Source organism: Nocardia arthritidis (genome assembly GCF_011801145.1).
Classification (GTDB): domain Bacteria; phylum Actinomycetota; class Actinomycetes; order Mycobacteriales; family Mycobacteriaceae; genus Nocardia; species Nocardia arthritidis_A.
In genome coordinates this window covers 5,915,583-5,935,912 of the sequence record NZ_CP046172.1, presented here as the reverse complement: position 1 = coordinate 5,935,912, position 20,330 = coordinate 5,915,583, and the positions used below count along the sequence as shown (strand labels likewise).

17 protein-coding genes are annotated in these 20,330 nt (G+C 67.8%); 14 read left to right on the top strand and 3 right to left on the bottom strand.

Annotated elements, in window-relative coordinates; genetic code table 11:
- Nucleotides 1–91: 91 nt before the first annotated feature.
- A complete protein-coding gene (locus F5544_RS26655) occupies nucleotides 92–2,887 on the bottom strand; it encodes a BTAD domain-containing putative transcriptional regulator (RefSeq protein WP_167475719.1) in 2,796 nt (931 codons plus the stop codon).
- An 837-nt stretch (nucleotides 2,888–3,724) separates the two neighbouring features.
- Here F5544_RS26655 and F5544_RS26650 point away from each other — a divergent pair.
- Complete coding sequence (locus F5544_RS26650) at nucleotides 3,725–4,498, top strand: SDR family oxidoreductase (protein ID WP_167475718.1); 774 nt, start codon at nucleotides 3,725–3,727, stop codon at nucleotides 4,496–4,498.
- A gap of 83 nt (nucleotides 4,499–4,581) precedes the next feature.
- Here F5544_RS26650 and F5544_RS26645 read toward each other — a convergent pair whose 3' ends face one another.
- Nucleotides 4,582–5,784 carry a DUF418 domain-containing protein gene (locus F5544_RS26645; protein ID WP_167475717.1) on the bottom strand — a complete coding sequence of 401 codons (1,203 nt, stop codon included), beginning with the start codon at nucleotides 5,782–5,784 and terminating at the stop codon, nucleotides 4,582–4,584.
- Between the two features lie 128 nt (nucleotides 5,785–5,912).
- Between F5544_RS26645 and dop the strand changes: the two genes are divergently transcribed.
- The 7 genes from dop (at nucleotide 5,913) to F5544_RS26610 (ending at nucleotide 12,397) form a co-directional block, all read left to right on the top strand.
- Entirely contained in the window at nucleotides 5,913–7,412 is a 1,500-nt protein-coding gene (gene dop / locus F5544_RS26640) for a depupylase/deamidase Dop (protein ID WP_167475716.1), read from the top strand.
- A 311-nt stretch (nucleotides 7,413–7,723) separates the two neighbouring features.
- The gene (locus tag F5544_RS26635) at nucleotides 7,724–7,918 is read left to right on the top strand and encodes a ubiquitin-like protein Pup (RefSeq protein ID WP_167475715.1); all 195 of its coding nucleotides are present in this window, start codon (nucleotides 7,724–7,726) and stop codon (nucleotides 7,916–7,918) included.
- Entirely contained in the window at nucleotides 7,915–8,760 is an 846-nt protein-coding gene (prcB, locus tag F5544_RS26630) for a proteasome subunit beta (protein WP_167475714.1), read from the top strand. The genes F5544_RS26635 and prcB overlap by 4 nt, the downstream gene beginning before the upstream one ends.
- A complete protein-coding gene (gene prcA / locus F5544_RS26625; RefSeq protein ID WP_167475713.1) occupies nucleotides 8,757–9,512 on the top strand; it encodes a proteasome subunit alpha in 756 nt (251 codons plus the stop codon). Before prcB ends, prcA begins: the two co-directional genes overlap by 4 nt.
- Before the next feature lie 197 nt (nucleotides 9,513–9,709).
- Nucleotides 9,710–11,068, top strand: a complete 1,359-nt coding sequence (gene pafA / locus F5544_RS26620; RefSeq protein WP_194252436.1) for a Pup--protein ligase — start codon at nucleotides 9,710–9,712, stop codon at nucleotides 11,066–11,068.
- A 44-nt stretch (nucleotides 11,069–11,112) separates the two neighbouring features.
- Nucleotides 11,113–11,433 carry a hypothetical protein gene (locus F5544_RS45775; RefSeq protein ID WP_174867414.1) on the top strand — a complete coding sequence of 107 codons (321 nt, stop codon included), beginning with the start codon at nucleotides 11,113–11,115 and terminating at the stop codon, nucleotides 11,431–11,433.
- 178 nt (nucleotides 11,434–11,611) lie between these two features.
- Complete coding sequence (locus tag F5544_RS26610; RefSeq protein WP_167475711.1) at nucleotides 11,612–12,397, top strand: hypothetical protein; 786 nt, start codon at nucleotides 11,612–11,614, stop codon at nucleotides 12,395–12,397.
- A gap of 210 nt (nucleotides 12,398–12,607) precedes the next feature.
- On the opposite strand, the gene F5544_RS26605 is transcribed toward F5544_RS26610, so the two are convergent.
- On the bottom strand, nucleotides 12,608–12,904 hold the full coding sequence (locus tag F5544_RS26605) for an MTH1187 family thiamine-binding protein (protein WP_167475710.1): 297 nt from the start codon (nucleotides 12,902–12,904) through the stop codon (nucleotides 12,608–12,610).
- Nucleotides 12,905–13,015: 111 nt separating this feature from the next.
- Between F5544_RS26605 and F5544_RS26600 the strand changes: the two genes are divergently transcribed.
- The 6 genes from F5544_RS26600 (at nucleotide 13,016) to F5544_RS26575 (ending at nucleotide 20,158) form a co-directional block, all read left to right on the top strand.
- The gene (locus F5544_RS26600; protein WP_167475709.1) at nucleotides 13,016–14,014 is read left to right on the top strand and encodes a helix-turn-helix transcriptional regulator; all 999 of its coding nucleotides are present in this window, start codon (nucleotides 13,016–13,018) and stop codon (nucleotides 14,012–14,014) included.
- Entirely contained in the window at nucleotides 14,011–14,985 is a 975-nt protein-coding gene (locus F5544_RS26595) for a helix-turn-helix transcriptional regulator (RefSeq protein ID WP_167475708.1), read from the top strand. The genes F5544_RS26600 and F5544_RS26595 overlap by 4 nt, the downstream gene beginning before the upstream one ends.
- Nucleotides 14,982–16,010, top strand: coding sequence for a 2-dehydropantoate 2-reductase (locus F5544_RS26590; RefSeq protein ID WP_238846679.1), 1,029 nt, complete (start codon nucleotides 14,982–14,984; stop codon nucleotides 16,008–16,010). Before F5544_RS26595 ends, F5544_RS26590 begins: the two co-directional genes overlap by 4 nt.
- A 148-nt stretch (nucleotides 16,011–16,158) precedes the next feature.
- Complete coding sequence (gene tatA / locus F5544_RS26585) at nucleotides 16,159–16,419, top strand: Sec-independent protein translocase subunit TatA (RefSeq protein WP_167475707.1); 261 nt, start codon at nucleotides 16,159–16,161, stop codon at nucleotides 16,417–16,419.
- An 86-nt stretch (nucleotides 16,420–16,505) separates the two neighbouring features.
- Nucleotides 16,506–17,465 carry a twin-arginine translocase subunit TatC gene (gene tatC / locus F5544_RS26580; protein WP_167475706.1) on the top strand — a complete coding sequence of 320 codons (960 nt, stop codon included), beginning with the start codon at nucleotides 16,506–16,508 and terminating at the stop codon, nucleotides 17,463–17,465.
- 2 nt (nucleotides 17,466–17,467) lie between these two features.
- On the top strand, nucleotides 17,468–20,158 hold the full coding sequence (locus F5544_RS26575; protein ID WP_428847072.1) for a DEAD/DEAH box helicase: 2,691 nt from the start codon (nucleotides 17,468–17,470) through the stop codon (nucleotides 20,156–20,158).
- Nucleotides 20,159–20,330 lie beyond the last annotated feature (172 nt).

The following is a 20,330-nucleotide window of genomic DNA, read 5'->3' as shown; positions in this document are numbered from 1 at the left end:
ACACGAGTAGCGGTCTACTCGTGTTCGAATCCCGCTCTACTCGGCGACAGACCGGCGATCGGTCGGGGGCCTGCCGCGATACCGCCCGGCGTTATGAATCACCCTGCGGTTGCGCGGTATTCGCGGCCAGTGCGGCCATGCCGTTCGCCACCTTCGCGCGCACCTCGGCGGCCGGTATCGAGTCGGCCGTGCAGCCGGTGAGCGCCGCCGCGTAGCACGCGCGGGCGGTATCGAATTCGCCGAGTTGCCGGGCCAGGTCGCCGAGACCACGCTGGGCGTCGGCGAACATCTCGGCCGAGCCGACCGCGTGGGCGGCGCGGCCCGCCCGCTCGTAATCCGCACGGGCCGCGGGGAAATCGCCGGCGGCGGTGCGGGCGTCGGCGCGGCGGATCAGCAGATCGGCCGAATCCTCCACGGTGCCCAGCTGTTCCGCGAGCGCGATGGCCTCGTCGGCCAGCGCCAGGCTTTCCGCCAGCGCGCCGTCGCGCTGGGCCGACGCCGAAAGTTTGTCCAGAGTCGAGGCGATACCCCAGCGATCGCCCACGGTCCGGAATTCCGCCAGGGCCGTGGTGAATTCGGCGCGTGCGGCCGCTTCGTCGCCGAGGAACTGGTGACGCAGGCCGGTGCCGAGCCGCAGCAGGCCCTGTGACCAGGGATCGGTGTCGAAAAGGTCGCGCTGGGCGTCGGGATCACCATCGGGATCGACGATCGATCCGGTGACCATGGCGAGCATCAGCACGGTATGTGGCAGGCGCAGTGGGCGTTTCGCGGCCAGCAGGGCGCGCGTCGCATGAGCGAGTTCGGCCGGACCCGCCGCACCGCCCGCGGCGGCCATCGTGACGCACAGCGCGTATTCGGCTGCGGGGAAGTCGGTTTCGCTGTTCGCCAGGGTGGCGGCGATGCGGGCGGCCGGTCCGGCCGCCGCCGAGCGCAGGCCGCGCAGCCACAGATACCAGGACAGATCCGGTGCCAGTCGCCCGCCGAGCTCCGGATCGTTGTCGGCGCACCAGCGCAGCGCCGCGAGCAGATTGCCGTGTTCGGCGGTGAGCCTGGCAAGCGCGGGGAGCTGATCCGCGCCGCGCAGCAGCGGATCGGTCACGGCCGCCAGCCGCGCGAAATGCGTTGCGTGGGCGCGCTGGAAGCGTTCCAGTTCACCCGAGGCGGTGAGCTGCTCGGCACCGAATTCGCGAATCGTCTCCAGCATGCGATAGCGGCCGTCGGTCGCTTCGACGAGGGATTTCTCCACCAGGCCGGTGAGCAGATCGTCGGTATCCGGTACGGCACAGATCTGTTCGGCATCGGCCAATGTGCAGCCGCCCGCGAATACGGTCAGCCGCCGGGCGAGCGTGCGCTCGGCGGAATCCAAGAGCTCCCAACTCCATTCGACGACGCCGCGCAGGGTGCGGTGCCGGGGCGCGGCGGTACGGCCGCCGCGGGAAAGCAGCCGGAAGCGATCGGTGAGTCGCGCCTCGATCTCGTCCAGCGACAGCGCGCGCAGGCGGGCGGCGGCGAGTTCGATGGCCAGCGGCAGTCCGTCGAGTGCGGTACAGATGCGTCGCACGGCGGCGACCGTCATCGAGTCGAGGGTGAAACCGGGACTGGCGGCCGACGCGCGTTCGGCGAAGAGCGCCACCGCCGAACGTCGCGCGGCGGTGTCCGGGTCATCGTCCGCGACCCCGACGTCCAATTGTCCTACGGGGAACAGTAATTCGCCGGTGATGCCGAGCGCCTCCCGGCTGGTGGCCAGCACCCGGAGGCCGGGGCAGGCGGTGAGCAGCCGGTGCGTCAACGCGGCGACGGCGGCGACGATGTGCTCACAGTTGTCCAGGACGAGCAGTACGGCGCGGCCGGAAAGGGTTGCCGTGAGCCTGGTTTCGATATCGGCGGCCGCGGCCCGGACGCCCGCCGCGGTCGCGACCGCGTGCACGACCTGATCATCCGCGGCCACGACGGTGAGATCGACGAAACACACGTCGCCGGTGCTCCGCTCGGCCGCCGCGATGGCGAGCCGGGTCTTGCCGGTACCGCCCGGTCCGGTCAGGGTGACCAGTCTTGTTCTGCCGAATACCGTTGCCAAGCGCGATAATTCGTCATCGCGGCCGATTATTTCGGTCAGCTGGGCGGGCAGTGTCCGGCTGCGCGCCGGTACGGCCGATTCGCCGCGCAGCACCTCGAGATGGGCAGCGGCCAATTCCGGGCCCGGATCCGCGCCGAGCTCCGTCGCGAGCAGTTCCCGGCCCGCCTCGAAGACCGCCAGCGCGTCGGCCTGTCGGCCATCGGTGGCCAGCGCGCGGACGAGCAGGGCTCGTGCACGTTCCCGAAGTGGTTGGGCGGCAACGATTTCGGTGAAATCATCGATGACCCGCCCGGCCTCGCCGAGCGCCAGCGCGGCCGCGGCCCTGTCCTCCTGCGCGGTGAGCTTCGCCTCGGAGAGCCGGGTGACCTGCACGTCGGCGAAGGGCATATCCCGGACGTCGGCCAGCGCCGGACCGCGCCACAGCGCGAGCGCCTCGTCCAGCAGGGCGGCCGCACCGGTCGCGTCACCGGCCGCCAGCGCGCGCCGACCGTCGGCGGCGAGGCGGGCGAACCGATGCGCGTCCACCGCATCGGGATCCAACGCCAGCCGATATCCGCCGCCCGCCGAAACCACCTCCACCGCATGGTCCCGCAGCACCCGCCGCAGCCGGGAAACCTGCGACTGCAACGCATGCCCCGCGTCCGCAGGGACATCCACCCCGTACAACCCGTCTATCAACGCGTCCCGGCCGACCGTGCGCCCGGCCTCCAGCGCCAACATCGCCAACAACGCCCGCACCTGCGGCCCACCCACCGCCACCGCAGACCCGTCCGACCGCATCACCAGCACGGCACCGAGAACCCCGAACACGTCAACTTCCCATCGGACCGGCAACGCACACGCGCACGAGTATGCACTCGACCCACCCAGCCAGGCATCCAGTGGTCGCCCCGAACCCATCACACCCGATACGCGAGCCAAGCAAACAGTCTCGGCTTGTGGTCGAGATCCGCGCGCTGCCGAGGGAGCGCGTTGGCGAATGACACGTCGGCGCGTGGGCGAGTTCCGGGCTGTGCCGAGGGATGCGCGTTGGCCGATGAACAGGTCGGCGTGGGCGAGCCGCGCTCTGCCGCGAGATACGCGTTGGCGAACGAACACCTCGGCTTGTGGTCGGGTTCCGCGCGCTGCCGTGGGATGTGCGCTGGCCGATGAACAGGTCGGCTTGTGGGCGGGTTCCGCGCGCTGCCGTGGGATGTGCGCTGGCCGATGAACAGGTCGGCTTGTGGGCGGGTTCCGCGCGCTGCCGTGGGATGTGCGCTGGCCGATGAACAGGTCGGCTTGTGGGCGGGTTCCGCGCGCTGCCGTGGGATGTGCGCTGGCCGATGAACAGGTCGGCTTGCGGGCGGGTTCCGCGCGCCGCTGCGGGATGTGCGTCGGCGGAGGAAACACCTCCGCTCGTGGGCGAGTTCCGGGCGGTACCGCGGGTGGCGCTACCCCTTTCAAACAGATCGCGCCGCCTGCATGCGAGCTGGTGCCAGGTCGGGCGGATACGCATCGCGGTTCGCCGTAGTCGCACTCTCGCCCCCATGTGCCGTCGTTGTCGGCGCACGCGCCGGTGAGCGCCGGTGAGCGGACGGTGCGTGTTCGGTGAGCGCTGTCGATGAATGTGGTTCGCGTAACGGATCATCCATCGCAGAGGAGTTCGAAATGTCAACGCTTACCGGCAAAACCGCTCTCGTCACCGGCGGCTCGCGCGGAATCGGGCGCGCTGTCGCGCTGCGGTTGGCCGCCGATGGCGCGCTGGTTGTCGTGCATTACGGCGGTAATGCCGAGGCCGCGGCGCGGACGGTCGGCGAGATACAGGCGGGCGGTGGTCGCGCCTTCGCGGTGCGGGCCGAATTCGGCACGCCCGAGGGCATCGATGCGCTGTTCGACGGGCTGGCGGCGGGTCTGTCCGGGCAGCGGCTGGACATTCTGGTGAACAACGCGGGCGGTGGCGGTAACGGCGGCTCGCTCGGGCAGCTCACCCCGGCCGAGGTGGACCGGTTGTTCGCGGTGAATGTGTCCGCGCCGCTGTTCGTCACCCAGCGGGCGGTGCCGCTGCTGCGTGACGGCGGCCGCGTGGTGAACATCTCCTCGATCGCGCCGCGGGTGGCCGCGCCGTCGCAGGTGGCGTATGCGATGACCAAGGGCGCGATCGATGTCATGACGAAAACCCTTGCGGTGGAACTCGGTTCGCGTGGCATCACGGTGAATTCGGTGGCGCCCGGCCCGGTCGAGACGGAAACCATGGCGTCGGTCCTGAATGACGATATGCGCGCGGCGATGGGCGGTATGACCGCGCTCGGCCGGATCGGGCGGCCCGCCGATGTCGCCGACGTGATCGCCTTCCTCGCCTCCGACGCCGCCCGCTGGATCACCGGTGACGTGATCGATGTGAGCGGCGGCACCGCGCTGAGCCCGGCGCTCGGCGGACAGTAGCGAACGACCTTGTCCCCGAGGCGGTTTCGCCAGCCGAACAGCGCCGAGTCGAGCCGCCGCGGACACGGCTCGACTCGGCGGGTTCAGCGCTCCCGGGCCAGCGCCCGATAGCTCACATTCCACACCCATTCGACCGGCCCGCGTTCGAAGCGCCGCAACCACAGATGCGCACCCGTCACGATCACCGCGGCGGTGACGAGATAGATCGCTATCGTGAAAGGCACTCGCGCGGTGTCGGATACCCGTGCCGCGAGCCCGAATCCCCAGCCGTAGCACAGGATCGACGCGACCAGGTTCTGCAGGATGTAGCAGCTGAGCGCGGTCCGGCCGACCTCGGTGAGCCTGCGCCCGACGAATCCGACCCGCGGCCGTCGCAGATAGAATTCGATGACCAGCGCGAGAATCCCCAGCGAGACGAACGGCGCGGTGCCGTATCTGGTGAACGCCATCGCGTCACCGCCGACCAACACGCCGACGAGCAGGTCGATGGGCAGCGCGATCCCGAAGCCGATCGCCATGAACCGCTTGCGGATCCGCGACCCCTCGACGCGGAACACGCCATTGCGATACAGGAACGCGCCGGTGAGGAACAGCGCGATCGACATGGCGAAGATGAATACCGGCTCGAACCGGAAGGTGCCGAGGTGTGCCAATCGGAAGCCGACGAGATCCCAGAAGGAGCCGTCCGCATAGGGATTCGGGTCCAACGGTTGGGCGGGTTTCGACTGCTGTGGCGCGAGTATCATGCCCGCCGCGATGACGGTCAGAATCGCGACGTGCACGCCCGCCGCGCACGTCAGCCAGCGACGTTGTGCCCGTTCGCTTTTCGCGAGAACGAAGGCGACGACCAGACCGGTCACCGCGTAGCCCATCAGCACATCGAATTCGGCGACGAACAGGAAGTTCAGCAGCCCGTCGAGCAGTAGCAGCCCGGCTCGCCACGGGTAGCTACCCGGCCAGCGCCGTCCGGCCCGGCGCGCCGAATTCTGTTGGATGGCAAGGCCGATGCCGAACATGATGGTGAGCAGTCCGAGGAACTTGCCCTGGACCAGTTGCTGAAGCACCCGCTCGACCCAGATCCAACCGTGCGCGGATCGATCGACGTCGTGCAGATATCCGATCATGCCCTCGGGGTTGGCGAGGATCCAGATATTGGTGCCGAGCGTGCCGAGTATCGCGATGCCGCGCAGCACATCGAGCGTCGCCAAGCGCGACGCGACGCCACCCGTGCTCGCGGGCGCGACACCCGTGTGCCCGCCGGGGACGGAGACGGTCGATTCGGTCATGCCGTCGACTATCTCGGCCGCGCACCGGAACCCGTATCCTCCGGAAGTACCACCGCGAGGATGATTGCCGAATCCATATGCGCGGGCTTGCGGCGGCATCGCGCGCCGCGCACACTACGCTCGAACGTATGCAGCGCATCATCGGTATCGAGGTCGAGTACGGCATCTCCACTCCGACGGAGCCGTCGGCCAATCCGATACTCACCTCCACTCAAGCGGTTCTCGCCTACGCCGCCGCGGAGGGGGTGCCGCGCGCGAAGCGGACCCGGTGGGATTACGAGGTGGAATCGCCGCTGCGCGATGCCCGCGGTTTCGATCTGAGCCGGATGAACGGCCCGGCCCCGGTGATCGACGCCGACGAGGTCGGCGCGGCCAACATGATCCTCACCAACGGCGCCCGCCTGTACGTCGACCACGCCCACCCCGAATACTCCGCCCCCGAGGTGACCGATCCGCTGGACGCGGTGATCTGGGACAAGGCGGGCGAGCGCGTCATGGAGGCGGCGGCACGGCACGCGTCGAGCGTGCCGGGTGCGCCGCGGCTGCAGCTGTACAAGAACAATGTCGACGGCAAGGGCGCCTCCTACGGCACCCATGAGAACTACCTGATGAGCCGCGACACCCCGTTCAACCAGATCATCGTCGGGCTCACCCCGTTCTTCGTCTCGCGGCAGGTGATCTGCGGTTCCGGCCGGGTCGGCATCGGCCAGTCGGGCGATCACGCCGGATTCCAGCTGTCCCAGCGCGCCGACTACGTCGAGGTCGAGGTGGGTCTGGAGACCACGCTCAAGCGCGGCATCATCAACACCCGCGACGAACCGCACGCCGACGCCGACAAGTACCGCCGCCTGCACGTGATCATCGGCGATGCGAACCTGGCCGAGATGTCGACCTATCTGAAGGTCGGCAGCACCGCGCTGGTGCTCGACCTGATCGAGGCGGGGGAGGACCTGTCCGATCTGCAACTGGCCCGCCCGGTCACCGCGGTGCACGCGATCAGTCACGATCCGACGCTGCGCGCCACCGTCGCGCTCGCCGACGGCCGCGAGCTGACCGGCCTTGCGCTGCAACGGCTTTACCACGAGCGGGTGGCCAAGTTCATGGATCGCGAAGGTAATGACGATCCGCGCGTACAGGACATCCTGGACAACTGGGCGATGGTGCTGGACCTGCTGGAGCGGGATCCGATGGAGTGCGCGAACCTGCTCGACTGGCCCGCGAAACTGCGTCTGCTGGAGGGTATGCGCCAGCGCGAGGGCCTGAGCTGGGCCGCCCCGAAACTGCATCTGATGGATCTGCAGTACTCCGATGTGCGCCTGGAGAAGGGCCTGTACAACCGCCTGGTGGCCCGCGGTTCGATGAAGCGGCTGATCACCGAGCAGCAGGTGCTCGACGCGATGACCAATCCGCCCACCGACACCAGGGCCTATTTCCGGGGTGAATGCCTGCGCCGCTTCGGCGCCGATATCGCGGCGGCGAGCTGGGATTCGGTGATTTTCGATCTCGGCGGCGATTCGCTGGTCCGAATTCCGACGCTGGAACCCCGCCGCGGCACCAAATCGCATGTCGGCAAGCTGCTCGACGGCGTCGACACCGCCGCCCAGTTGGTCGAACAGCTGACGACCTAGGCGCCCGTTGAAGGGCGGCAATGAACTCGCAAACACAACCCCTCGGGAGCGAGTCTTACGAGCGACGTTCGCGGCCGTCTCGCGTCCGAGCGGTCGAAGTGCATGCGCTGCAGGCGCGAGTCTCGACCGCTCGGACGCGAGACTCCCAGGGCCGCGAACCCGCCGCGCTTGCGCGGCAAATTCAACACAGATCCGACAAGGTGTCGTTCATGCTGGGTAGTGTTGTTGTACGAGCACGGACATTGCTCATGATCGGGGTCGTGCTCGGCTAGGGCTCCGATCATGATGAGGACTACAGGAGGTCGGCTGCCATGGCACAAGAGCAGACCAAGCGCGCCGGGGGCGGCGACGACGATGAGGGCCTCGACGGCGTCGAGACCGCGGGCCAGGAGCGCCGGGAAAAGCTGGCGGAGGACACCGACGACCTGCTCGACGAGATCGACGATGTGCTCGAGGAGAACGCCGAGGACTTCGTCCGCGCGTATGTTCAGAAGGGCGGCCAGTGACTGCAGGTGACCCCACGCGTCTCCACTTGGGGTACGCCCTCTCATCCTTCTCCGAGTATCTGCGTGAGCACGCGCCGGATCTGTTGCCCGGCAGCAGGTTCGGCGCGTTGGACGGTGCGGCCGTGAAGGATATCGCGCCGCACGGCACCACGATCGTCGCGATCAGTTATCGCGGCGGCGTGCTCATCGCGGGCGACCGGCGCGCCACCATGGGAAACCTGTTGGCGCAGCGGGATATCGAGAAGGTGTTCATCACCGACACCTACTCCGCCTCCGGGATCGCGGGTACCGCGGGCATGGCGGTGGAGATGGTGCGGATCTTCGCGGTGGAGTTGGAGCACTACGAGAAGATCGAGGGTGTTTCGCTGACCTTCGACGGTAAGGCCAACAAACTGTCGAAGATGGTGCGGGACAATCTGCCCATCGCCATGCAGGGTCTGGCCGTCGTGCCGATCCTGGTCGGCTACGACGTGAACGCGACCGATCCGGACCGGGCCGGCCGGATCGTCTCGTTCGACGTGGTGGGTGGCCGCAGTGAGGAGCGATTCGGTTACGCCGCGGTCGGTTCCGGCTCGACGTTCGCCAAATCGTCGTTGAAGAAGTTGTACGCCAAGGGAATTGATCAGGAGCGTGCGCTCCGGATCGCGGTGGAGGCCCTGTTCGACGCGGCCGACGACGACACCGCCACCGGCGGTCCCGACCTGGTTCGCGGGATCTATCCGACGGCGATCGTCATCGATGAGGAGGGTGCGGTCGAGGTGACCGAGGCCCAGCTCGCGGAGATCACCCGCGCGATCGTCGCGGACCGCGAGGCCGCGGAGGAAGGGAGTGCAGGCGCATGACCCTGCCGTACTTCATGTCGGCCGAGCAGATCGTGCGCGACAAGACCGAGCTCGCGCGCAAGGGCATCGCTCGGGGTCGCAGTGTCGTGGTGCTCGTGTACGACAAGGGCGTGCTGTTCGTCGCGGAGAATCCGTCCGCGACGCTGCACAAGGTGAGTGAGCTGTACGACCGGGTCGGTTTCGCCGCGGTCGGCAAGTACAACGAGTTCGAGAGCCTGCGCCGCGGTGGCATTCTGCAGGCCGATCTGCGCGGTTACCAGTTCGACCGCCGCGACGTCACGGGGCGGGCGCTGGCCAACGCGTACGCCTCCGCGCTCGGCTCGATCTTCAGCGACCAGATGAAGCCGTACGAGGTGGAGATCTGCGTCGCCGAGGTGGGGTATCCGGAGCAGGATCCGCGTTCGGTGCTCTACCGGATCACCTTCGACGGTTCGATCGTCGACGAGCGCGATTACGTCGTGATGGGCGGCACCACCGAACCCATCGTGACGGCGCTCAAGGCCTCCTACAAATCGGGTCTCGACCTGGCCGGTGCGGTCGGCGTCGCCGTCAAGGCGCTACAGGCCGGGGCCTCGGAGGGGCCGGAGAAGGAGAAGCGGGTGATCGGGGTGAGCCTGCTGGAGGTGGCCACGCTCGAGCAGGCGCGGCCGCGGCGGGCCTTCCGCCGGATCACCAGCGCTCAGTTGGAGCAGTTGCTGAACCCGGCCAAGGGTAAGGCGAAGCCGAAGGCGGAGGACGCCGAAGCGGAGTAGTCAACCGGCACAACACAATCCCGGGCCCGCGAAACCGGTCGGTCGGCCGTGATCGCGGGCCCGAGGTGTGTCAAGGGCCCCATGGGCTCAGGGTCTTGGCAGAATCGGCGAAACCGCCCAAATCGTTGCGAAGACGTATGCATCCCGGTTCTCCGCAGCCCCACGCGACGGTACGACATAGCTGTAATGTCGATAGTGTGCAGCGACGAATCATGGGGATCGAGACCGAATTCGGTGTCACGTGCACCTTCCACGGTCACCGTCGGCTGTCCCCCGACGAGGTAGCCCGGTACCTTTTCCGCCGGGTCGTGTCCTGGGGCCGTAGCTCGAACGTGTTCCTCCGCAACGGTGCTCGGCTCTACCTCGACGTCGGGTCGCATCCGGAGTACGCCACCGCCGAATGCGACAGCCTGCACCAGCTGGTCACCCACGACCGCGCGGGGGAGCGGGTGCTGGAAGAGCTGCTCATCGACGCCGAGCAGCGGCTCGCCGAGGAAGGTATCGGCGGCGATATCTACCTGTTCAAGAACAACACCGATTCGGCGGGCAACTCCTACGGCTGCCACGAGAACTTCCTCGTCGTGCGGGCCGGGGAGTTCTCCCGGATCTCCGATGTGCTGCTGCCGTTCCTGGTCACCCGCCAGCTGATCTGCGGCGCAGGCAAGGTGTTGCAGACGCCGAAGGCCGCCACCTTCTGCCTCTCGCAGCGCGCCGAACACATCTGGGAGGGCGTCTCCTCGGCGACCACGCGGTCGCGGCCGATCATCAACACCCGCGACGAGCCGCACGCCGACGCGGAGAAGTACCGCCGCCTGCATGTCATCGTCGGCGATTCGAATATGTCCGAGACCACAACCATGCTCAAGGTCGGCACCGCCGCCCTGGTGCTGGAGATGATCGAGGCGGGCGTCTCGTTCCGAGATTTCGCGCTGGACAATCCGATTCGTGCCATTCGCGAGGTTTCGCACGATCTCACCGGGCGCCGTCCGGTGCGGTTGGCGGGCGGCAGGCAGGCCAGCGCCCTCGATATCCAGCGCGAGTACTACGCCCGCGCCGTCGAGCACCTGCGCAACCGCGACCGCGATCCGCAGATCGACCAGGTCGTCGACCTGTGGGGTCGCACGCTGGACGCGGTGGAGAGTCAGGACTTCGCCAAGGTCGACACCGAGATCGACTGGGTGATCAAGCGCAAACTCTTCCAGCGCTACCAGGACCGCTACAACATGGAGCTGGCCGACCCCAAGATCGCCCAGCTCGATCTGGCCTACCACGACATCAAGCGCGGCCGCGGCGTCTTCGACCTGCTGCAGCGCAAGGGGCTGGCCAAGCGGATCACCGAGGACGAGGCCGTCGACGCCGCGGTGGACACCCCGCCGCAGACCACCAGGGCGAAACTGCGCGGCGACTTCATCACCGCCGCCCAGGAGGCGGGCCGCGACTTCACCGTCGACTGGGTCCACCTCAAGCTGAACGACCAGGCCCAGCGCACCGTGCTCTGCAAGGACCCGTTCCGCTCGGTGGACGAACGAGTCGACCGGCTGATCGCGTCGATGTAGTTAACCGCTCGCGAAGCGTGGCCGTAGCGCTACATATAAGCGCTATGGCCACGATCCGGATTGATGACGTACCCGAAGAGGTTGTCGAGGTACTCCGTACCTGCGCCGCCGAAGCGGGTATGTCGCTCTCCGCATATCTGTGGCAGGAATTCATCGCGATGGCGCGACGCCCTCCGAAGTCGGGCGCGACCGTCGCCGTTCGGCAGGCACTTGCCAGCGATCCAGGACCCGGGGCGGGCGTTGAGATTCCCGACGAGAAGGCCGAGGCCTTCGCCGAGATTCGCAAGGCGCTAGCAAAAGATCCGGAGTCGGATGTCACCGGTGATTTCGCAGTCGAGACCTTGCGGGAATTGCGTGGTGAGTGACGTGCTTGTCGTCGACCCATCGGCGATGGTCGGTGATGCGCGGCGCCGAAGTCGGGAGTTGTTGCGCACTCCGCTCAGCTGACGGTCGCGGCATGCCGCCGAACGGATTCCGGTGGTCGGTGCCGTGTGGCAGGCTGACCGGCGGTAGGGTTTGTTGGACGACCGAGGGGGGATGTTCATGGCGTTTTGGAAAACGGCGCTCAACTTTTCGAACAAGTTGGAGAATGCGCGGACGCTGTTCTGGGCGTGGATCATGGTGCTTGTCGGGGTCGGGCTGCTCTGCTTCGGTGGGTATCTGTTCGTCAAGTCCGGATCGCATTGTGCGGCAACGGGGTCGGGGCATCAGAGTTGTGCGGCGTCATCGGATCGGTCCGGTGGGCTGAAGCTCGCGGGTGCTGGTGTGGTGTTCGTGGTGCTCGGCGGGATTCTGTTCCATCCGTGGTTCCGGCCGAAGAAACACTGGTTGGTCGAGGTCGCCGACACGTACGAAGACGCACTGGCACAACAGAATCGGCAGGGGGCGAATCAGCCGGGATATCCGGCGGCAGGGGCATATCCGCCCGCACAGGGATATCCGGCGGGTGGATACTCACCGGCACAGGGGTATTCGCCCAGCGGGCATCCGGCAACGCCCAATTACGCTGCTGGTCAAGGGTATCCGCCACAATCCGGCCATAGCGCAACACCTGGTGCACAGCCTTCGGGTTACCAGCACACACCCGGTGCCCAGCCGCAACCGGGTTATCAGCCCACACCTGGCGTGCAGCCGCAACCGGGTTATCAGCCCACACCTGGCGCGCAGCCGCGGCCAGGTTATCAGCCCGGACCGGGCGCGCAGTCAGGCCCGGGTTATCAAGCGCCACCGGGTTATTCGGGCGCACCCGGGTATCAGCAGCCCTCCGGCTATCCGGCCCAGCCGCCGGGTTCGTACCCGCCGCCCGGTTATCCACCGCAGCGGGACTGAGATCAGACGTTCCCGAGGATCGCCGAATTCCTGGACGCGGTCGACGCGGTGAACATCCGCGTCACGACGGGGCTCGGGCCGCTGCAGGAGCAGCTGGACCAGGTGGGGGGTGCGAACGAGCGGTTGCGCGCGGTCGGCGACGGCATCGGGTTCGCGGCGGCCGCATTCGGAGCGGGCCGGATCGGCGGCCCGCCGCATGCCGACCCGACCTCACCCCTCCGCGAGATAACGCTCGACCGATTCCACCTTCGAGGTCATCGCCCCGGTGACCCCGGGCCGGATATCCGCCTTCAACACCAGACTGCAGCGCGGCGCGACCGCCATGACCGCGTCGGTGGCCTGTTTGACGACGCCCATCACCTCATCCCATTCACCCTCGACGGTGGTGAACATGGCATCGGTGCGGTTGGGCAGTCCGCTGGCGCGCACGACGCGCACGGCTTCGGCGACGGCCCGGCCGACCTCGACGCCGGTGCCCAACGGTGTGACGGAGAACGCGATGATCATGATTCGATCATGCCCGGATCCGGCGTATCGCGGCCGAATCATCGACACGGCCCGCCGGCGAATCGCGCGCCGCCGCGCGGTGGGCGCGTGCCGCCGATTACCCTCTATCGGGTGGCGATATCCAAGGTCGAGCGGCTGATGAATCTGGTCATCGCGCTGCTGTCGACCCGGCAGTTCCTGACCGCGGAGCGGATCCGGGAGAGCGTCGCTGGCTACGAGGATTCGGTCAGCGACGAGGCGTTCAGCCGGATGTTCGAGCGGGATAAGAACGAGCTGCGTGACCTCGGCATTCCGCTGGAGATCGGTCCGGTGAGCCGGTATTCGACGGCGGAGGGCTACCGGATCAACCGCGACGCCTACGAGCTACCCGAGATCGATCTGACCAGCGCGGAGGCCGCGGCGGTCGCGGTCGCGGTGCAGATGTGGGAGTCGCCGGAGCTGGCGGCGGCCGCCGAGGGGGCGCTGCTGAAATTGCGGGCGGCCGGAATTCATGTGGAGACCGATGCGGCGGTGGCGTCGGTGCCCGCGGTGCCCGCGCGCACCAGGGGCTCCGAGCCGGTGCTCGGCAAACTGCTCGCCGCGATCGATGCCGGGCAGGCGGTGCGGTTCGAACATCGCGGCGCTATCAATGCCCCTTATCTGATGCGGGATGTGGAGCCATGGGGTGTGGTGACGCACCACGGCCGCTGGTATCTGGTCGGGCACGACCGGGATCGCGATGCGGTCCGCAGCTTCCGGCTCTCCCGGATCGGTGAGGACATCACCCCCTACGGTCCGCCGAATTCGGTGCACAAACCCGATGGCGTCGACCTGCGCGCGATCGTCGCCGAGGTCACCGGCAGTTCGCCGACGGTCAGCGGCACCGCGACGGTGTGGGTGGCCGACGGCCGCGGGCGCGAGCTGCGCAGGCAGGGCATGGTGGTCGAGGAGCGGTCCATCGGCGGGCGGCCGGGCGCGATCGTGGAATTCCCGATCCGCTCGCGCGACTGGGTGGCCCGGTTGATCACCGGTCTGGGCCCCGACGCGGTGGTGCTCGCCCCGGACGAGTTGCGCGCCGATGTGATCGCCCGGCTGCGTTCGGTGTTCGACCACACGGAGGTCAGGGCGTGAATTCGCGGCTGTCGGTTCGGCTTTCGCGGCTGCTGAACATGATCCCGTACTTCATCGCGAATCCCGGTATCAGCGCGGCGGAGGCCGCCGACGATCTGGGCGTCACCGCCAAACAGCTGATGAGCGACCTCAACCAGCTGTGGATGTGCGGCCTGCCCGGTTACGGTCCCGGCGACCTGATCGACCTGTCGTTCTCCGAGGAGAGCATCGAGGTCACCTTCTCCGCCGGCATCGAGCGCCCGCTGCGGCTCACCTCGACGGAGGCGACGGCCCTGCTGGTGGCGCTGCGCTCGATCGTGGATATGCCGGGCATGGTGGATCCGACGGCCGCGCATGCGGCGATCGCGAAGATCGAGGCGGCGATCGTCGGCGAGGGCGCCGGATCCGCCGAGATCGCGGCGCCGGTGGAGGCGCCCGCGGTGGCGACGGTGCGCTCGGCGCTGGCCCGGCACCGGGCGCTGCGGCTGGTGTATTACTCGGCGAGCCGGGATGTGGTGTCCGAGCGAGTGGTCGATCCGATCCGAATCGTATTGGTGGACAACAACAGTTACCTACAAGCGTGGTGCAGGTCGGCCGAGGGGGTTCGGTTGTTCCGGTTCGACCGCATCGAGGACGCCACCGCGCTGGACGAGCCGGCGCGGCCGCCGAGCCACGCCACCGAGGAGTCGGCGGCGCTCGACCTGTTCCAGGACGATCCGGCGGTTCCGTTGGCGCGCTTGCTGATTCGCGCCGACTATGCCTGGGTGCTGGACCAGTATCCGATGCACAAGGTGGCCGTGCACCCGGACGGTGGCCTGGAGGCGACCATGCGGTTCGCCACGCTGGACTGGATGGCGCGGCTGTTGCTCGGCTTCGGTTCAGGTGTCACGGTGCTCGGCCCGCCGGAACTGGTCGCCGCGGTGCGGGAGCGGTCGAATGCGGCGCTCGCCGCCTATGAGGAAGCCGGATTCGAGGAGGCTGCTCCCGCGTGACGGGTCAGGTGATGGTGCTCGGCGCGGGCAGTGTCGGCGTTTACGTCGGCGGACGGCTGGCGTCGGCGGGCGCGGACGTCACCTTCGTCGGCAGGCCGCGGGTGCTGGACGAGATCGCGGCGTCGGGCCTGCTGCTCACCGATCTGGACGGCAACGACGCCGAGGTGCCCAACACCAGGTTCTGGGTGGCGCCCAAGCCGGATTCGGCGGGATCGGTGGATCTGGTGCTGGTGACGGTGAAATCGGCGGCGACCGCGGAGGCGGTGCGCGATCTGGTCGGCCGGATCAAGCCCGGCACCTTGGTGCTCAGCCTGCAGAACGGCATCGGCAACGACGCGGTGATCCGGGAGATCCTGCCCACCTGTGTGGTGCTGGCGGGCATGGTGATGTTCAACGTGGTGCAGCACGGCGGCGGGCATTTCCATCGCGGCACCGAGGGCGGGCTCGCCGTGCAGGACGATCCGGCGCTGGAACCGTTCGTCGAACTGTTCGCGGCCGCGGGGCTGCCGCTGCGCCGCTACCCGGATCTGCTGCCGGTGCAGTGGTCGAAACTGCTGATCAACCTGAACAATCCGATCAACGCGCTGTCGGGGCTGCCGCTGCGGGAGCAATTGGCGGATCGCGACTTCCGGCGCTGCCTGTCGCTGACCCAGCGGGAGGCGCTGGCCGCGATGAAGAGGGCGCGCATAAAACCCGCCCGGCTCACCCCGCTGCCGCCGGAACTGTTCGCCCGGTCGCTCACGGTGCCGGACGCGGTATTCCACCGGTTCGCCGCGCAGGTGCTCGCCGTGGATCCGCAGGCGCGCTCGTCGATGGCCGACGATCTGGCGCTCGGTCGCAAAACCGAAATCTCCTGGTTGTGTGGGGAGATCGTGAGCCTCGGCGCGATGGTCGGCATGCCGACCCCGGTGAATCAGCGGCTCATAGAGTTGATCGTGGCGGCCGAGCAGGGCGACCAGCGCCGGTGGACCGGCGCCGAGCTGTTCGCGCAACTGCGGGCGGCGATCGCACAGGCGAACGGCTGAAGGGTCGCTGAATGCGGCCGGTAGGAGGAGTTCACCCAGTTCGGGGTCCGGTAGCATCTGAACTATCACTGGTGATGGGACGTGCCTTCGGCATGCCTTGTCACCGTGTGCGGAAAGGTCCGCACACCACAGTCTTCGGAGGTAAATCATGACTGGCGGTTTGAGCATCTGGCACTGGCTGATCATCGCAGCCGTCTTCGTGCTGTTCTTCGGCGCGAAGCGGATGCCCGACGCGGCCCGCAGCCTGGGTAAGTCGATGCGGATCTTCAAGAGCGAGGTCACGCAGATGCAGTCGGAAAGCACCGCACCCGCCCCAGCACCCACTCAGCAACCGCAGCAGGAGCTGCCCGTCGCGCAGCCCGAGCAGCCGACGCTGACCAAGCCCCAAAGTGAGCCGAAGTCGGTCTGACCGCACATAGTTTCATCCCGGGGCGAGCCACTCGCTCCGGACAATGCGTCGGCGCGGCTCACTGAAGCAGGGGCAACCACACCATCATGCGAATCCCGTTCGATCCCCGGCGCAGCAAGCGCAGGTTGAATCCCGACGGCACCATGTCGTTGGTCGAGCACCTGCACGAGCTGCGCTACCGGCTGCTGGTCTCGATCGCGGCGATCGTCGTCACCACGATCGTCGGCTTCCTTTGGTACAAGTACTCGATCTTCGGCCTGGAGAGCCTGGGAGATATCCTGACCGGGCCCTACTGCGCGCTGCCCGCGTCCTCACGTGCCCAGCTGAGTCCGGACCCCAACGCTTGTCAGCTGTTGGCGACCGCGCCGTTCGAGCAGTTCAGCCTGCGTCTCAAGGTCGGCATGACGGCGGGCATCGTCCTTGCCGCACCGATCTGGCTATATCAACTGTGGGCGTTCATCACACCTGGCCTGTACGCCAAGGAGCGCAAGTACGCCGTCGGCTTCGTGTCCTCGGGATCGGTGCTCTTCGTCACCGGAGCGGTGCTGGCCTACGTCGTTGTGGCGCACGCGTTGTCGTTCCTGCTGACGATCGGCAACAATGTCCAGATCACCGCGCTGAGCGGTTCGCAGTACTTCAGCTTCATCATCAAACTGCTCGTCATCTTCGGCGTGAGCTTCGAAACTCCGCTGCTGATCGTGGGTTTGAACCTCATCGGCGTGCTCACCTACGACAAGCTGAAGCGGTGGCGGCGCGGAATCACGTTCGGACTCTTCGTATTCGCGGCCATCGTCACACCGCAGGACCCGTTCTCCATGCTGGCGCTGGCCTTCGCGCTGACGGTGCTGTTCGAGGTCGCCATCCAGTTCTCCCGGCTCAATGACAAGCGGCGGGCCCGGCGGCAGCAGGCCGAGGACTGGGCGGCGCTGTCCGATGACCAGGCCTCCGAGATCGCCGCGCCGGAACCGATCCGGCCCGCCGAATCGATCATGGATCCCGCGGATAAATCCGCACGACCGGTGTCGGACTACTCCGATACCCTCTGACGGTGACAGATCAACGGTCGCAGCTTGCCGCCTTCTCCGCTGAGCTGAGGTTCACCCTCGACCCTTTCCAGCACACCGCCTGCAAGGCGCTGGAAGCCGGGCACAGCGTGCTCGTCTGCGCGCCGACCGGTGCGGGTAAGACGGTCGTCGGCGAATTCGCGGTACATCTAGCGCTGGCCGCGGGCGGAAAATGCTTCTACACCACGCCGATCAAGGCGCTGTCCAACCAGAAATTCGCCGACCTCACCGAGCGGCACGGCCGCGACAGCGTCGGCCTGCTCACCGGCGACCAGTCGATCAACCCGGACGCGCCGGTGGTCGTGATGACCACCGAGGTGCTGCGCAATATGCTCTACGCCTCCTCGGACGCGTTGCGCGGACTGTCGTATGTGGTGATGGACGAGGTGCACTACCTAGCCGACCGGTTCCGCGGCGCGGTGTGGGAGGAGGTCATCCTGCATCTGCCGCCGGATGTGCGGCTGGTCAGCCTGTCCGCGACGGTCAGCAACGCCGAGGAGTTCGGCGCCTGGATGGAGACCGTGCGCGGCGACACCGCGGTGGTGGTCGACGAGACCAGGCCGGTGCCGCTGTGGCAGCACGTGATGGTCGGCAGGCGCATGTTCGACCTGTTCGATTCGAAATCCTCCGACCAGAAGGTGCTGGTCGACGAGGATCTGGTGCGGTTCATCCGGCACCGCGAACAGGCCGACCGGGCGAACGCCTGGGGTGGTCCGCGCCGCGGCGGCGGCCCGCGCCGGGATTTCCGTCCGCTGCCGCGCCCCGAGGTGCTGGCCAAGCTGGACGAGGAGGGGCTGCTGCCCGCCATCACCTTCATCTTCAGCCGGGCGGGCTGCGACGGCGCGCTGGCCCAGTGCCTGCGTTCGCGGCTGGACCTGAGCAGGCCCGATGAGGCCGACGCGATCGACGCCATCATCGAGAAGCACACCGGCGACCTGCCGAAGGCGGATCTGGAGGTGCTCGGCTACTGGGAGTGGCGCGAGGCGCTGCACCGCGGGCTCGCCGCACATCACGCGGGCATGCTGCCCGCCTTCCGGCACACCGTCGAGGAACTGTTCGTCAACGGGCTGGTGCGGGCCGTATTCGCCACGGAGACATTGGCTTTGGGCATCAACATGCCGGCCCGCACGGTGGTGCTGGAACGGCTGGTGAAGTTCAACGGCGAAACGCATGCGGAGCTGACCCCGGGCGAATACACGCAGCTCACCGGGCGGGCTGGTCGGCGCGGCATCGATGTCGAGGGCCATGCGGTGGTGCTCTGGCAGCCCGAGGTCGACACCAGCGCGGTCGCCGGCCTGGCCTCCACCCGCACCTACCCGCTGCGCAGTTCGTTCCGGCCGGGCTACAACATGTCGATCAACCTGATCGATCGGATGGGCGCCGACGAATCGCGGGCACTGCTGGAACGGTCCTTCGCCCAGTTCCAGGCGGACCGTTCGGTGGTCGGGCTGGTGCGCGGCATCGAGCGCAACGAGGGTCAGCTGCGTAAGCTGCGCGATCAGCTCGGCGGTTCGGAAAGCGGCTTCCTGGAATACATTTCGCTGCGCGAACGGATCAAGCAGCGGGAACGTCAACTGGCGCAGCAGAGCCGGACCGATCGGCGCGGCGCCGCCGTGGACGCGCTCACGGCGCTGCGCCGCGGCGATGTGGTCGCCATCCCGTCCGGGCGGCGGGCCGGGCTCGCGGTGATCCTGGAACCCGATGCGACACCGGGTGATCCGCGTCCACTGGTGCTCACCGAGGACAAATGGGCAGGCCGGGTGTCGGTGGCCGACTTCCCGACGCCCGCCCAGCCGCTCGGCCATATGCGGCTGCCGCGCCGGGTCGATCATCGCACCGCGCGGGCCCGCAGCGATCTGGCCTCGGCGCTGCGCAGCACCGGAATATCCGCGCCGGGCAGGCAGCGGCGCGGTAAGCGCTCCGCCGCCGCCGACGATCGGGAACTGGCGACGCTGCGGCGCAGCCTGCGCTCGCATCCGGCGCACACCAGGCCGGACCGGGAGCAGATGAGCCGTGTCGGCGAGCGGTACAACCGGCTGCTGCGGGAGACCGAAACCATGCGGCAAAAGGTTGCGGCGACGACGAATTCGCTGGCCCGCACCTTCGACCGGATTCTCGCGCTGCTCGACGAACGCGGCTTCGTACACGAGGGCGAGGTCACCGCCGACGGCCGCAGGCTCGCCAGAATCTACGCGGAAAGCGATCTGGTGATCGCCGAATGCCTGCGCCAGGGACTGTGGCGCGGGCTCGGCCCGGCCGAATTGGCCGGTGTCGCGTCGATCCTGGTTTACGAATCCCGCCAGGAGAGTGGCTATTTGGGCGCCAGCGGGCCGACGCCGCCGGTCCGGCGCGCGGTCGGCGCGACCATCGGGGTGTGGAGCGAACTGCGCACCGATGAGGCCAGGCACAAGCTGCCGCCGACGCGGGAACCCGACCTCGGTTTCGTTACCGGCGTCTACAAGTGGGCGCGCGGTGATGGACTCGCGGATTCGCTGCTGGCCAGCGGCGATCAGGGCGCGCCGCTGTCCGCGGGCGATTTCGTGCGCTGGTGCCGTCAGGTGATCGATCTGCTCGACCAGATCCACAACACCGCCGACGATCCGGAGATCGCGGGCACCGCGGCGAAGGCGGTTCGCGCGATCCGGCGGGGTGTCGTCGCGGTGGACGCGGCATGAGCTCATGGTTGGGTGACCACGCGGGGCCGCCAATGCGAACACAACGTATTCGATTGTGATTTGATTTCTTTCGCGTACCGACCGTGGTGTAGGAGTCGCTGAGCGAGCGAGGCGAGTGAATCATCAACACAGCGCGGCTCGTGCATGTTTCGGCGAAGGCATGTGCGACGAG